Below are 13,904 nucleotides of genomic sequence, written 5' to 3'. Positions count from 1 at the left end.
AGGTTATGCGCCTCCGGGTCCTCGAAGCCTCGCTCGACTTCCCGGTCGACCCCGCCGCAGCCTTCTGCACGCTGTACGCGGATGCGCCCAACTCGTTCTGGCTGGACAGTTCCGGGCCGGACCACTCCACCGGCGGCGATGAGCATAAGCATTCGTATACCGCGACGGGCATGAGCTTTCTCGGCTCCTCGTCGACGGTGGTGACGGCGGATGTCGATGGCGTGGCCGAGCTGTTCGACGTGCTTCGCTCAGGGCTCGCCGGGCATGCGGGCGAAATCCCTGCCGACCCTGAGAGCACCGCCAAGAGCCCAGCCGGATTCGCGCTCGGCTGGGTCGGCTGGTTCGGCTACGAGGTTCGGGCGGTGACCCTCGGCGATCCGGTACCGCAGCAGCCGAGACATCCGGCGGCCGCTTTCCTCTGGGTCGACCGGCTTGTCGCCATCGACCCGACCACCGGGCGGACGACCTTACGCGCGCTCGGCGAACGCTGGGACGGTGAACTCGCCGCCTGGCGGGATGCCACGGTCGAGGCACTGCGATCTCCGGCCACGCCGGGGGAGGGCACGCCGGTGCACACCGCTCCGAGTTGGCGCTATCCCGACGACGACTACCTAGCCATGATCGGCGAATGCCAGCGTGCGATCGCCGACGGTGACGCTTACCAGCTGTGCCTGACCAACGAGGTGAGCGTCGCACGTGGGCCCGGCGCCGCCCCGATCGACCCCGTCGCGACCTACCTGGCGCTGCGAGCATCCAGCCCCACGCACCACGGCGGCCTGATCCGCGCCGGCGGCACCGCGCTCGTCTCGGCGACGCCCGAGCGGTTCCTGTCGGTGAGCCCCGGCGGTGTCGTCGAGACCAAGCCGATCAAGGGCACCCGACCGCGCGCGGCGGGCCCTGACGAGGACCGACGACTGCTGCAGGAGTTGCTGGACAGCGACAAGGAACGCGCCGAGAACGTGATGATCGTCGATCTCATGCGCAATGACCTGGGCCGGGTCTGTGAAACCGGGACCGTCCGCGTGCCGGCCCTGCTGCAGGTGGAGAGCTACGCGCACGTGCACCAACTGGTCAGCACGGTCCGCGGACGGTTGCGCGCGGGGCTGGACGGGCTGGATGCCGTCGCATCCTGTTTCCCGGCCGGGTCGATGACCGGCGCGCCGAAACTGGCGGCCTCGCGCATCCTGTCCCGACTGGAACAGCGCGCCCGCGGCGTGTACTCGGGCGCCTTCGGCTACCTCGGGGTGGACGGCGCGGTTGATTTGGCGATGGTGATCCGATCCGCGGTGATCGACGAGTCCGGCGCGACGATCGGCGCAGGCGGGGGAATCACCGCGCTGTCGGTGCCTGAGGAGGAACTGGCCGAGGTGAAACTCAAGGCCGCGGCGGTGCTCGCAGCGCTCAGGGCCTGAACTGCCGCCATTCAGTAAGCTTGGTGCTCGTCTGACACCGTAGATGAAGAGAGTTCCGTGGCCAACCAGCAGCACCACACCGGCAACGCCGGCGACGCACCCGAGTTCGACATCGACCGCATCCAGGAGAAGTGGCTGGCGATCTGGGACGAGCTGCGACCGTTCTCGACGAAGGACGATGACCACCGGCCGCGGAAGTACATCCTCGACATGTTCCCTTACCCATCCGGCGACCTGCACATGGGTCACGCCGAGGTTTACGCGCTCGGCGATGTCCTCGCCCGCTATTGGCGGCAGCAGGGCTTCAACGTGCTGCACCCGATCGGCTGGGACTCGTTCGGACTGCCGGCCGAGAACGCCGCGATCAAGCGGGGCGCGAATCCGCGGGAGTGGACCTACAGCAACATCGAGCAGCAGAAGGCCTCGATGCGCCGCTACGCCGCCTCGTTCGACTGGGACCGCGTGCTGCACACCAGCGACCCCGAGTACTACAAGTGGAACCAGTGGCTGTTCCTGAAGATGTACGAGAAGGGGCTCGCGTACCGCAAGGACAGCTGGGTCAACTGGGATCCGGTGGACCAGACCGTGCTCGCGAATGAGCAGGTGCTCGCCGACGGAACGTCCGAGCGCTCCGGCGCGACCGTCATCAAGAAGAAGCTCACGCAGTGGTACTTCAAGATCACCGACTACGCCGACCGGCTGCTGGACGACCTGAACCAGCTGGAAGGGCACTGGCCGGCAAAGGTGCTGAGTATGCAGCGCAACTGGATCGGCCGGTCCACCGGTGCCGACGTCGATTTCGAGATCGAAGGTCGGGCCGAGAAGGTCACGGTGTTCACCACCCGGCCGGACACTCTCTACGGCGCCACGTTCATGGTCGTCGCCCCCGATTCGGATCTCGCCGCTGAACTGGCCGAGGGTTCGAGCCCCGAGGTGCAGGCGGCGTTCCAGAGCTACCTCACCGAGGTGCAGAAGGAATCCGAGATCGACCGGCAGGACACCAGCCGGCCGAAGACCGGCATGTTCCTCGACCGGTGGGCGATCAACCCGTTGAACGGCGAACGACTGCCGATCTGGGTCTCCGACTACGTGCTCGCCGACTACGGGCACGGCGCGATCATGGCCGTTCCCGCGCACGACCAGCGCGACCTCGACTTCGCGCGCGCGTTCGACCTGCCGGTGCGGGTGGTCGTCGACACCAACGCGGCCGTGACCGGGGCGATCCCGGTGATCGAGACCGACGAGAACGGCGACCCGGTGCTCCCGGACCTCCCCCTCCTCGACCCGGTTGCGACCGGTGAGGCGCTTGCCGGGGATGGCCGCCTGATCAACTCCGGGCCGCTCGATGGCCTGAGCAAGCAGCACGCCATCAAGCGGGCGATCGAGATTCTCGAGGAGCGCGGCACCGGCCGGGCGGCGAAGACCTACCGGCTGCGGGACTGGCTGATCTCGCGCCAGCGGTTCTGGGGAACCCCGATCCCGATCATCCACGGTGAGAACGGCGACCTGATCCCGGTTCCCGAGGACCAGCTGCCGGTGGTGCTGCCGCCGACCGATGGCCTCGACCTGCAGCCCAAGGGCACTTCGCCGCTGGGCGCCGCCACCGACTGGGTGAACGTGCCCAACCCGATCGACGGCACCCCCGCGCGCCGCGACCCGGACACGATGGACACCTTCGTCGACAGCTCCTGGTACTACCTGCGCTTCCTGAGCCCGAACGACCCCGACCAGGCGTTCGATCCTGCCAAGGCTGACAAGTGGGCGCCGGTCGACCAGTACGTCGGTGGTGTCGAGCACGCCATCCTGCACCTGCTGTACGCGCGGTTCATCACCAAGGTGCTGTTCGACCTCGGCTACGTGAATTTCACCGAGCCGTTCAGCGCCCTGCTGAACCAGGGCATGGTGATCCTCGACGGCGCGAAGATGTCGAAGTCGAAGGGCAACCTGGTCTACTTCTCCGACGAGGTCGACAAGCACGGCGTCGACGCGGTGCGTGTGACGATGGCCTTCGCGGGTCCGCCCGAGGATGACATCGACTGGGCCGAGGTGTCTCCGACCGGTTCGGCGAAGTTCCTGGCCCGCGCGTGGCGACTCGCGAACGATGTGTCGAGCGCGCCGGACGTGGTCTGGGCAACCGGCGACATCGGCCTGCGGCGCCAGACCCACCGGCTGCTTGCCGAGGGTCCCGGACTGATCGAGGCGTTCAAGTTCAACGTGGTGATCGCCCGCATCATGGAACTGGTCAACGCCACCCGCAAGGTGATCGACTCCGGCGCTGGAGCGGCGGATGCTGCGGTGCGCGAGGCCACCGAGGTGATCGCCATCGCGCTCAGCCTGTTCGCTCCGTACCACGCCGAAGAGATGTGGGAGAAGCTCGGCTACGAGCCGAGTGTCGCTTTCGCCGGCTGGCGGAAAGCCGATCCCGCGCTCCTGGTCGAGGACACCGTGACCGCGGTGATCCAGGTCGACGGCAAGGTGCGGGACCGCATCGATGTGTCGCCGAAGATCGGCGGGGACGAGCTCGAGGCCCTGGCCCGTGCGTCGTCCGCTGTGCAGCGCTCGATCGGTGAGCGGGAGATCGTGAACGTGATCGTCCGTGCGCCGCGCATCGTCAACATCGCCACGCGCGGCTAAGCGCTCCACAGCGGGGATATCCGTCGCGGATGGCGCCGGGCGCTCCGCGTAGCGTCCGGGCATGAGCATGCCGGCGATCCCCGATCAGCGGCGTGCCCGGATGCGCATCGGGGTGACCGCGGCGGTCGTCGTCGTGCTCGGTGGGCTGGGCGTGACGGTGTTGGTCTCCGCGCTGAACCAGCCGGGCGCGGCCGTGACCGTGGAGCCGGTTGCTCCGGTGCCGAGCGCGGCGCCGGAGCAGCACGGCAGCGCCATCTTCGTGCACGTGCTCGGGGCGGTCACGGCACCGGGGCTGTATGAGCTGGCGGACGGCGCCCGTGCCATCGACGCGGTGGCCGCTGCAGGTGGTTTCGCCGACGGCGCCGACGAGGGCGGCGTCAACCTCGCCCGTTTCCTGAGCGACGGTGAGCAGTTGTACGTGCCGGCGCAGGGGGAGCAGCCGCCGAGTGCACCGGGTGCGGTTGTGCCGGGCAAGATCGACATCAACACGGCGGATGCCGCGACCCTCGACACGCTGCCGAGGCTGGGCCCGGCCATCGCCGAGCGGATCATTCAGTGGCGCGAAGCCAACGGTCGCTTCACGAAGGTCGAAGACCTGATGAACGTCACCGGCATCGGCCAGAAGACATTCGATGGTCTCCGCGACCTGATCACCGTCTGATGCTCACGAACAGCGCGCGGCTGGCCATCCCGGCACTCGTCGCGTGGATCGCCGCCGCGATCGTCATCGCCCTGCCCAGCGCGGTGCCGTTCGCGATCGGGCTGTGGCTGGCTGCCCTCGTCAGCATCGGCATCGGCTGGCGTGCCCGGATTTCATCGGCGCTGCTGGTCGGCACCTGCGCCGCCGCAGCGGCCGTGGTCGCGAGCGTCGCCGCCGGCCAGCAGCCGATCCGCCAGCCCGCCGCGGTCGTGGCCCTCGCCGAGGAACAGTCATCGATCACCGGCACTGCGCAGGTCACCCGGATCGCAGCCGAAGAGCGTTTCGAGGCGCTGCTGCTGACCATCGATCACGACGAGCGGGTGCTCGCGGTCCGGATCCCGGCGCTCCTGTTCGCCTCCGCTCCGGTCGCGCCCGGTGGCGTGATCAGCTGGACCGGGAGCATCCAGCCGACGCCACCCGGAGACGACGTCGCGTTCCTGGTCTTCCCGGACGACACCCGGTCAAGCCGGCAGCCGTCGGGGGTGCTGGCCGGCACGGCAGAGCTGCGCGCCGGTTTCCTCGAGCTGACCGGTGGGCTGCCGGGCAACGGAGCGGATTTGCTGCCCGGGCTGGCCATCGGCGACACCAGTGCCGTCAGTGCCGAGTTGGACCAGGCGATGAAGACGAGCGCGCTCAGTCATCTGACGGCGGTCTCCGGCGCCAACTGTGCGGTGGTGATCGGCCTCGTGATGCTCGCCGGAGCGGCGCTCGGGCTTCCCCGCGGCTGGCGGGTGGGGGCATCCGTTGTCCTGCTGGTCGGTTTCGTGTTGTTGGTGACTCCCGAACCGAGTGTGCTCAGGGCCGCCGTGATGGCCGGCATCGTGCTGATCACCCTGGCGATCGGCCGACCGGTGCGGGGACTGCCGGTGCTCGCGCTGGCCGTGCTCGTCCTGCTTGTCGCCGATCCATGGCTGGCGCTCGACTACGGGTTCGTGCTGTCGGTGCTCGCCACCGGCGGCCTGCTGCTCTTCTCCGGCCCGCTCACCGGCGTGCTGGCGCGCTGGTTGCCGCGCCCGCTGGCCACGGTCACCGCGGTGCCCCTCGCCGCACAGCTGGCCTGCCAGCCGGTGCTGATCACGCTGGACGCCTCGATCCCGGTGCATGGCGTCGCCGCCAACCTGCTCGCGGCGCCGGCTGCCCCGGTCGCGACGATCCTCGGCTCTCTCGCCTGTGTCCTCGCGCCTGTGCTGCCGCCGGTCGCGCACCTGCTCGCCGTGCTGGCCTGGCTGCCGGCAAGCTGGATCGCGACCCTCGCCGAGGTGAGCTCTGCCTTGCCGGGTGCCCGGCTGCCATGGCCCGACGGACTCGTCGGAGTCATCCTGTGCGCCCTCATCTCTGCGGGAGTCATCGTGGCGGCCAGACTTCGCCCCGGATTCGGCCGACGGCTCGCCGCGACCGTCACCGCCGGCCTGCTGGTGCTGACCGTCGGCGGCATGGCCGGAAGCCAGGTGGTGCAGCGCCTGGGCAGGCCCGCCGACTGGCAGGTCGCAATGTGCGACGTCGGGCAGGGCGATGCCGCCCTACTGCGGAGCGCCGGAATGACCATGCTGATCGATGCGGGACCAGACGAGCAACTGCTCACCGACTGCCTCGACGCCCTGGGCATCGGCAGGATCGACGTCTTCGTCGCCACCCACTTCGATCTCGACCACGTCGGCGGTGTCGGTGCTGTGCTCGGCCGGGCCAGCGTTGTGCTCACCGGACCGCCGGCCACGGGCGACGACGAACGCGTGCTGGAGCGTCTGGCGGCATCCGGCGCCGACATCATCGATGCGCGGGCGGGCCTGTCGGGCCTGCTCGGCGAGTTGCGCTGGCGGGTGCTCTGGCCGCCCTCGCGGGGAGAGTACGAAGGCAATGACGGCAGCGTGGTGATTACGGCGGAGGGCGTTGGCGCCTGCGCGAACGGATGCCCCAGCGCGCTGTTCCTCGGCGATCTGGGGGAGCAGACGCAATCGGCCATGCTCGCCGGCGGCGCGGTGCCCGAGGTTGACGTGGTCAAGGTCGCCCACCACGGGTCAGCCGACCAGAGTCGTAACTTGTATGAGCGGGCGGCGGCGACTGTCGGATTGATCGGCGTTGGCGCTGACAACGGCTATGGGCATCCGACCGCATCGATTCTCAGCGACCTTGAGCGCCTGGGCACCACCGTGGTGCGAACGGATCGCGCCGGGCTGGTGCTGCTGTCCTCCGGTGGCTCAGCCGGCGCGATCGAAGTGTGGACCCAGCGCGGCGGTGGCGCGTCGCGATGACAGCGCCGACGAATAGGCTGGACATCGGTGGAAGGAGCCCCGTGGCGAGAAGCGCAGCCGGCCCGAAGAAGGCGGCGATCCCTCAGCTCAGCTGGAACAACGTGCGACCGGCTCCGGCCGTCCTCATCTCGGGCACCGAAGGGTTTCTGGCCGACCGGGCGATGAAACTGCTGCGCGATCAGCTGCGCCAGGCTGACCCGAGCCTCGAGGTGCATGACGTGCAGGCCGATCAGTACGCGCCGGGGGAGTTGCTCACGCTCGCCAGCCCGTCCCTGTTCGGCGAACCGCGCCTCATCCGGGTGACCAACGTCGAGAAATGCACCGACGCGTTCATCGTCGAGATGCTCGACTACCTCACCAGGCCCGCCGAGGACACCGTCGTGGCGCTGCGGCACGGCGGAGGAGTACGCGGCAAGAAGCTCCTGGATGCCATCCGTTCCGGCACCGGCGGTGCCGTCGAAGTGGTCTGCGCCGAGTTGAAGAAGGATGCCGAGAAGTACGACTTCGCGAAGGCCGAGTTCAGCGCGGCAGGGCGCAGCATCACCCCGGGCGCGCTGCGTGCCGTCGTAGGCGCCTTCAGCGATGACATGTCCGAACTGGCGAGCGCCTGCCAGCAATTGATCGCCGATGCAGCGGCCGAGATCACCGAACCCGTCGTCGAGAAGTACTACTCGGGTCGGGTTGAGACCAACGCGTTCAAGGTCGCGGATGCCGCCATCGCCGGTCACGCCGGTGAAGCGCTGGTGCTGCTTCGACACGCGCTCGCGACGGGGGCCGATCCGGTGCCGATGGTCGCCGCCTTCGCCTCCAAGCTGCGCACCATGGCGAAGCTGTCTGGCGCGCACGGTCCGTCCGGTCAGCTGGCATCCCGGTTCGGGGTTGCCCCCTGGCAGGTGGAGCGAGCACAGCGAGACCTGCGCGGCTGGACCGATGAGGGACTCGGCCGCACGATCGAGTTGATCGCCGAAGCCGACGCGCAGGTCAAGGGTGGCGGCCGGGATCCGGTGTTCGCCCTCGAGCGGATGGTGGCGACCGTCGCGCGACGCGGCCTCTAGCCGCACCTGCCTGGACAGGCAAAGAGGCCCGCCCCTTACGGGACGGGCCTCTTGCTGCTGTGGGTTGAACCCCGCGGAACGGAAGTTCCTTAGAGGGAAGCAACCTGCTTCGCGATGGCCGACTTGCGGTTCGCGGCCTGGTTCTGGTGGATGACGCCCTTGCTGACGGCCTTGTCGAGCTTCTTCGACGCCATCGCGAGCGACGCGGTGGCCTTCGCCTTGTCGCCGGCCGCGACGGCCTCGCGGGTCTGGCGGACCAGGGTCTTCAGTTCGCTCTTGACAGCCTTGTTGCGGTCCTGAGCCTTCTTGTTGGTGAGGATGCGCTTGATCTGCGACTTGATGTTTGCCACGTGTGTGTACTTCCTGATTGATCGATAAGTTCCGGGCAGCCGAGGAGGGTGTGGACTCCCGATATGTTCTCGGCCGCAATTCACGCCAACCCGGGAACGGTGTGCGCGTGCAAGCCAACAGGAAACATTACCAGCCAACAGGCCCGGTCGGCAATCGCGACCCGCGGGGCCAATCTCATCTGTGCAAACGAATAGTCTGAGCGTGTGTCGTCCCCTGTGTCTCACATTCCCGAACCGACAACCGCTGGACAGCGGGATGCCGGATGAGCGGCGGTCAGCGAATTGTCGTCGCTGGCGCTAGCGGGTTCCTCGGCCGCTACCTGACTGCCCGGTTCGCGAAGGACGGCGACACCGTCATCACGATCGGACGGCAGGGGGCGGATGTCACCTGGGGCGACTCGGCTGGGATCGAGGCCGCCCTGAACGGCGCCGACCTGCTGGTCAATCTGGCCGGCAAGAACGTGAACTGCCGATACACGCTGCGGAACAAGAAGCGGATCATGGGTTCGCGTGTGCTCACCACCGGTGAACTCGGCCGCGCGATCGAATCCGTCGACGCGCCACCGCCGCTGTGGCTGAACGCCAGCACCGCGACGATCTACCGGCATGCCGACGATCGTCCGATGACCGAGGACGACGGCGAGCTGGGGACGGGGTTCTCGGTGAATGTCGCCACGGGCTGGGAGCGCGAGTTCTACGCCCACGAACGTGACGGTGTGCGGCAGGTCGCCTTGAGGCTTGCGATCGTGCTCGGCGACGGCTCAGCGCTTCGGCCGCTGTTGATGCTGGCTCGCCTGGGCCTCGGTGGTCCGCAGATCGGCGGTCCCACGCCGCGCGGCGGGCAATGGTTCAGCTGGGTGCACATCGAGGACGTCTACCGCGTCATCCGGTTCGTGCAGGAGGATGACGAACTCGGCGGTCCGGTGAACGTGTCGTCGCCGCATCCGGTGACCAACCGACAGTTGATGGCGACCATCCGCCGGGTGCTGGGAATGCCGTTCGGGCTGCCGGCGTGGCGGTGGATGCTCGAGTTGGGCGCGTTGGCGCTGCGCACCGAGACCGAGCTGCTGCTGAAGAGCCGGTGGGTGCTGCCCGCTCGGCTCGAGGCGGCCGGGTTCGAGTTCCGGCATCCGGAACTGGAACCTGCCCTCAGGGAGATCACCGGGAAATCCGCCGCAAAGATCGGGGGATAGCCCCATGGTCGGCGCTTCGGCGCCCTCCTACGGTTGAACCATGACAACCACGCAGACCCCGGAAGGTGCCGCCGGATACCAGGCACCCGCCGGCTACCCGGCCGGTTACCCGACTCAACCGATGCAGGCCCAGCCGTCGCAGACCCTGTCCATCCTGTCGCTGGTCGCCGGCATCGGCTCGCTGTTCTTCGGACTGACCTTCATTGTGCCGATCGCCGCTGTCGTCCTCGGGTTCCTCGCCCGAACGCGAGAGCCCGCAGGCCGCACCATGTCGACCTGGGGCATCGTCCTCGGCTTCGTCAGCATGTTCGGTTGGGTGTTGCTCGGCTTGATCTGGCTGATCGTTTCCGCGCCGTTCTTCCTGTTCGCCCTGGTCTGATTCTTCGCGGGCCTTCAGGTCGTGGGACAATCGGATGATCCCCACGGCAAGCAAGAGGAACGCGTGAGCCCACGAGCACTGAAGGCCCTTGAACCGGCGTCGACCGCCCCCGAGTTCATCCGAAACTTCTGCATCATCGCGCACATCGACCACGGCAAGTCCACGCTGGCCGACCGCATGTTGCAGATCACCGGAGTCGTCGACGACCGGTCGATGCGTGCGCAGTACCTCGACCGCATGGACATCGAGCGTGAGCGGGGCATCACGATCAAGAGCCAGGCGGTACGGATGCCGTGGCAGCGCGGCTCCCAGGCCTTCGCCCTGAACATGATCGACACCCCTGGCCACGTCGACTTCACCTACGAGGTGTCGCGCTCCCTGGCCGCGTGCGAGGGTGCCATCCTGCTGGTTGATGCCGCGCAGGGCATCGAGGCGCAGACGCTCGCCAACCTGTACCTGGCGCTCGAGAACGACCTGACCATCATCCCGGTGCTGAACAAGATCGACCTGCCGGCGGCCGACCCGGAGAAGTACTCCAAGGAGCTGGCCAGCCTGATCGGCGGCAGCCCCGACGACGTGCTCAAGGTGAGCGGCAAGACCGGTGTCGGCGTCGAGGAACTTCTCGACCGCGTGGTCGAGCTGATCCCGGCACCGCAGGGCGACAAGGATGCCCCGGCCCGGGCGATGATCTTCGACTCGGTCTACGACGCCTACCGTGGCGTCGTCACCTATGTGCGGATGGTCGATGGCCAGCTCGCCCCGCGTGAACGCATCCAGATGATGTCGACCAGGGCCACCCACGAGATCCTCGAGATCGGGGTGAGCTCGCCCGAACCCACTGAGAGCAAGGGTCTGGGCGTCGGTGAGGTGGGCTACCTGATCACCGGAGTGAAGGATGTGCGCCAGTCGAAGGTCGGCGACACCGTCACCACCGCGATGAAGTCGGCCACCCAGGCGCTGCCCGGCTACACCGAGCCGCTGCCGATGGTCTTCTCCGGGCTGTACCCGATCGACGGCAGTGACTACCCGGAGCTGCGCGAGGCGCTCGACAAGCTGAAGCTGTCCGATGCCGCGCTCAACTATGAGCCCGAGACATCCGTCGCCCTCGGCTTCGGATTCCGCTGCGGCTTCCTCGGACTACTGCACCTCGAGATCATCACCGAGCGTCTCAGCCGCGAGTTCGGCCTCGATCTGATCACCACCGCCCCGAGCGTGATCTATCAGGTCACCACCGAGGACAAGAAGACCGTCGAGGTGACCAACCCGTCGGAGTTCCCGACCGGCAAAATCAATTCGGTCACCGAACCGATGGTGCGCTCCGCGATCCTCGCCCCCAAGGACTACGTCGGCACGATCATGGAGCTCTGCCAGAGCCGACGCGGAACCCTGCTCGGCATGGACTACCTCGGCGAAGACCGGGTCGAGATCAAGTACCGGATCCCGCTCGGTGAGATCGTCTTCGACTTCTTCGACCAGCTGAAGTCGAAGACCGCCGGCTACGCCTCGCTCGACTATGAGCCGGATGGCGAACAGGAAGCCGATCTGGTCAAGGTCGACATTCTGTTGCAGGGCGAGCAGGTGGATGCGTTCAGCGCGATCGTGCACCGCGACAAGGCCTACGCGTACGGCGTGATGATGACCGGCCGGTTGCGTGAGCTGATCCCGCGGCAGCAGTTCGAGGTGCCGATTCAGGCGGCGATCGGTGCTCGCATCATCGCCCGTGAGTCGATCCGGGCGATCCGCAAGGACGTGCTGGCCAAGTGTTACGGCGGTGACATCACCCGAAAGCGCAAACTGCTCGAGAAGCAGAAGGAAGGCAAGAAGCGCATGAAGATGGTGGGCCGAGTCGAAGTGCCGCAGGAGGCGTTCATCGCTGCCCTCAGCGGGGACACCGAGAAAAAAGACGCCAAGAAGTAGAGATGCGCCGCTCAACCCACCAGGCATCCGATGTGACCTACGGCGCCATCGGCGCCACCCAGGCCGAGGACTTGCTCGCCTACCCGCCCACCGGCTTTCGGCCCGCAGCGTTCCGCACCCGGATCGGGCATGGCGATGCCCGGTTCGCTGCTGCCGTGGTGCAGGTGCGGACCTGGCAGGTCTTCACCCGGAGCGACATCGAGGTCAAGGTCGATGAGATGGCGCCGATCGACCCGAGCTCGTACTCACCGGTCGGCTGGGATGCCTCCGGCAAGCCGGTTCGTCCTGCCGAGCCAGTCGACCAGGAGGAAGTCGAGTACACCGCCGACGGCGAGCAATTCGCCTCGCCTGGTACGACGGCGACCTTGACGATGCGGGTGCTTGGCATACCGTTCCGGGCGCCGGTGCGGGTGGTCTCCTTCATCGATGAGCCGGGGCGACAGGGCATGGCGCTCGGCACCCGGGCCGGGCATCCGCTGTCCGGTGAAGAGAGCTTCGTCGTCGAAGAGACCGCGGACGGCTCGGTCTGGCTCGACATCCGGCTCTTCTGGCGTCCTGCCGCGTGGTACTGGTGGCCGGCGTACCCCGCGCTTCGGGCGTTGCAGCGTCTGTATGTGAAGCGCTATCTGCGCGCGCTGGTCGCGGCACCGGAGACCACGCCTGACGCAATCCCCACTGGGCCGGAGAACTGACGCTGGTCCGGCTGCTCTCAGTCGTGCGCGCGAGAATGATCTGATGCCCTCCGCCCTTCCCATCGCCGACCCGGCCCCACTCGATGGCCTGCTGCCGGGGTTCGTCGTCGATGACGCCGAGTCCCGAGCGTTCGGCGTGTACCTGCATGTGCCGTTCTGTCGGGTGCGCTGTGGCTATTGCGACTTCAATACCTATACGGCCACCGAACTGCGGGGCGTGAAGCGCAGTGATTACGCCGCGCAGGCGGTCACCGAGGTGCAGCTGGCCGATCGGGTGTTGCGGGAGACCGGGATGCCGCAGCGGGCGGTGTCGACCGTGTTCTTCGGCGGTGGGACGCCGACGCTCCTGCCGGCGAGCGACCTCATAGAAATGTTTCATGCGGTCACCGAAACCTGGCGGTTGGCTCCGGATGCCGAGGTCACGACCGAGGCGAACCCGGACTCGGTCGACCTGGAGTACCTGCTCGCGCTGAAGCAGGCAGGATTCACTCGGGTGTCTTTCGGGATGCAGTCGGCGGTGCCGCGGGTGCTGGCCACACTGGAGCGCACGCATGACCCGGAGCGGATTCCCTTGGTCGTGCAGTGGGCGCGCGAAGCGGGCCTTCAGGTCAGTCTCGACCTCATCTATGGCACGCCGGGGGAGAGCATCGATGACTGGCGGGCCTCGCTCGAGCACGCGATCGCTCAGCAGCCGGACCACATCTCGGCGTATGCGTTGATCGTCGAGGATGGCACCAAGCTCGCGCGTCAGATCCGGCGTGGTGAGGTTGCGGAGCCTTCTGACGACCTGCAGGCGGATATGTACGAGCTCGCCGACCAGCTGCTCGCGGAGGCCGGGTATGACTGGTACGAGGTGAGCAATTGGGCGCGGAAGCCTCAGTTCCGTTCGCGGCACAACCTCAGCTATTGGCAGGGTGCGGACTGGTGGGGGATCGGTCCGGGCGCGCACAGCCACGTCGGTGGTGTCCGCTGGTGGAATGTGAAGCATCCGGCGGCCTATGCGGACCGGATCCTTGCCGGAGATTCTCCGGCGGCCGGCCGCGAGACCCTCGACCAGGAGACCAGGCGAATCGAGCGGGTGCTGTTGCATTCGCGGATCCGTGATGGCCTGTCCATCTCGGAGCTGTCGGGTGCCGGACGTGCCGCCGTTGCAGGCCTGATCGCCGACGGTCTGGTCGAGCCTCGGGACGCTCTCGCGGGCACCGTTGTGCCGACTCTGCGGGGTCGTTTGTTGGCTGACGCGGTGGTGCGGCGGCTGCTGGCGGACTAGGGCGCGTGGTGCCCAGCGCTATGGACCCGGAAGTTCTGTGACTACAAGCTTCG

At 67.6% G+C, this 13,904-nt stretch carries 11 protein-coding genes; 10 read left to right on the top strand and 1 reads right to left on the bottom strand.

Annotated features, from left to right (window positions below; genetic code table 11):
* The first annotated feature begins 5 nt into the window (after window positions 1-5).
* From GO591_RS08270 to holA, 5 genes are all read left to right on the top strand, one after another.
* On the top strand, window positions 6-1,412 hold the full coding sequence (locus tag GO591_RS08270) for an anthranilate synthase component I family protein (protein ID WP_157156383.1): 1,407 nt from the start codon (window positions 6-8) through the stop codon (window positions 1,410-1,412).
* A gap of 111 nt (window positions 1,413-1,523) precedes the next feature.
* Window positions 1,524-4,046 carry a leucine--tRNA ligase gene (gene leuS, locus GO591_RS08265; RefSeq protein ID WP_198295608.1) on the top strand — a complete coding sequence of 841 codons (2,523 nt, stop codon included), beginning with the start codon at window positions 1,524-1,526 and terminating at the stop codon, window positions 4,044-4,046.
* A gap of 61 nt (window positions 4,047-4,107) precedes the next feature.
* Window positions 4,108-4,707, top strand: a complete 600-nt coding sequence (locus GO591_RS08260) for a ComEA family DNA-binding protein (RefSeq protein ID WP_157156381.1) — start codon at window positions 4,108-4,110, stop codon at window positions 4,705-4,707.
* Window positions 4,707-6,995, top strand: coding sequence for a ComEC/Rec2 family competence protein (locus tag GO591_RS08255; RefSeq protein ID WP_157156380.1), 2,289 nt, complete (start codon window positions 4,707-4,709; stop codon window positions 6,993-6,995). The genes GO591_RS08260 and GO591_RS08255 overlap by 1 nt, the downstream gene beginning before the upstream one ends.
* A complete protein-coding gene (gene holA / locus GO591_RS08250; RefSeq protein WP_157156379.1) occupies window positions 6,992-8,050 on the top strand; it encodes a DNA polymerase III subunit delta in 1,059 nt (352 codons plus the stop codon). The genes GO591_RS08255 and holA overlap by 4 nt, the downstream gene beginning before the upstream one ends.
* Window positions 8,051-8,139: 89 nt before the next feature.
* Here holA and rpsT read toward each other — a convergent pair whose 3' ends face one another.
* Entirely contained in the window at window positions 8,140-8,400 is a 261-nt protein-coding gene (rpsT, locus tag GO591_RS08245; protein ID WP_157156378.1) for a 30S ribosomal protein S20, read from the bottom strand.
* A 263-nt stretch (window positions 8,401-8,663) separates the two neighbouring features.
* On the opposite strand from rpsT, the gene GO591_RS08240 reads away from it, so the two are divergent.
* The 5 genes from GO591_RS08240 to hemW all read left to right on the top strand — a co-directional run bounded on the left by GO591_RS08240 (window position 8,664) and on the right by hemW (window position 13,851).
* A complete protein-coding gene (locus GO591_RS08240) occupies window positions 8,664-9,593 on the top strand; it encodes a TIGR01777 family oxidoreductase (protein WP_157156377.1) in 930 nt (309 codons plus the stop codon).
* 40 nt (window positions 9,594-9,633) lie between these two features.
* A complete protein-coding gene (locus tag GO591_RS08235) occupies window positions 9,634-9,972 on the top strand; it encodes a DUF4190 domain-containing protein (RefSeq protein ID WP_157156376.1) in 339 nt (112 codons plus the stop codon).
* Window positions 9,973-10,035: 63 nt separating this feature from the next.
* Window positions 10,036-11,889 (top strand): translation elongation factor 4, encoded by a 1,854-nt coding sequence (gene lepA / locus GO591_RS08230; protein ID WP_157156375.1) that lies wholly within the window; start codon window positions 10,036-10,038, stop codon window positions 11,887-11,889.
* Between the two features lie 2 nt (window positions 11,890-11,891).
* A complete protein-coding gene (locus GO591_RS08225; RefSeq protein WP_157156374.1) occupies window positions 11,892-12,581 on the top strand; it encodes a DUF1990 family protein in 690 nt (229 codons plus the stop codon).
* A gap of 43 nt (window positions 12,582-12,624) precedes the next feature.
* On the top strand, window positions 12,625-13,851 hold the full coding sequence (hemW, locus tag GO591_RS08220; protein ID WP_157156373.1) for a radical SAM family heme chaperone HemW: 1,227 nt from the start codon (window positions 12,625-12,627) through the stop codon (window positions 13,849-13,851).
* Window positions 13,852-13,904: the final 53 nt, after the last annotated feature.

The organism is Diaminobutyricimonas sp. LJ205 (genome assembly GCF_009755725.1).
Classification (GTDB): domain Bacteria; phylum Actinomycetota; class Actinomycetes; order Actinomycetales; family Microbacteriaceae; genus Ruicaihuangia.
The sequence above is the reverse complement of the archived record's forward strand: the minus strand, read 5'-3'. Positions and strand labels throughout refer to the sequence as shown.

What these genes read in the sequence shown, in the direction of transcription:
- GO591_RS08270 (WP_157156383.1), top strand. Translation starts at nt 6, where the DNA reads ATGCGCCTCCGGGTCCTCGAAGCCTCGCTCGACTTCCCGGTCGACCCC.
- GO591_RS08260 (WP_157156381.1), top strand. Translation starts at nt 4,108, where the DNA reads ATGAGCATGCCGGCGATCCCCGATCAGCGGCGTGCCCGGATGCGCATC.
- GO591_RS08255 (WP_157156380.1), top strand. Translation starts at nt 4,707, where the DNA reads ATGCTCACGAACAGCGCGCGGCTGGCCATCCCGGCACTCGTCGCGTGG.
- holA (WP_157156379.1), top strand. Translation starts at nt 6,992, where the DNA reads ATGACAGCGCCGACGAATAGGCTGGACATCGGTGGAAGGAGCCCCGTG.
- GO591_RS08240 (WP_157156377.1), top strand. Translation starts at nt 8,664, where the DNA reads ATGAGCGGCGGTCAGCGAATTGTCGTCGCTGGCGCTAGCGGGTTCCTC.
- GO591_RS08235 (WP_157156376.1), top strand. Translation starts at nt 9,634, where the DNA reads ATGACAACCACGCAGACCCCGGAAGGTGCCGCCGGATACCAGGCACCC.
- GO591_RS08225 (WP_157156374.1), top strand. Translation starts at nt 11,892, where the DNA reads ATGCGCCGCTCAACCCACCAGGCATCCGATGTGACCTACGGCGCCATC.
- hemW (WP_157156373.1), top strand. Translation starts at nt 12,625, where the DNA reads ATGCCCTCCGCCCTTCCCATCGCCGACCCGGCCCCACTCGATGGCCTG.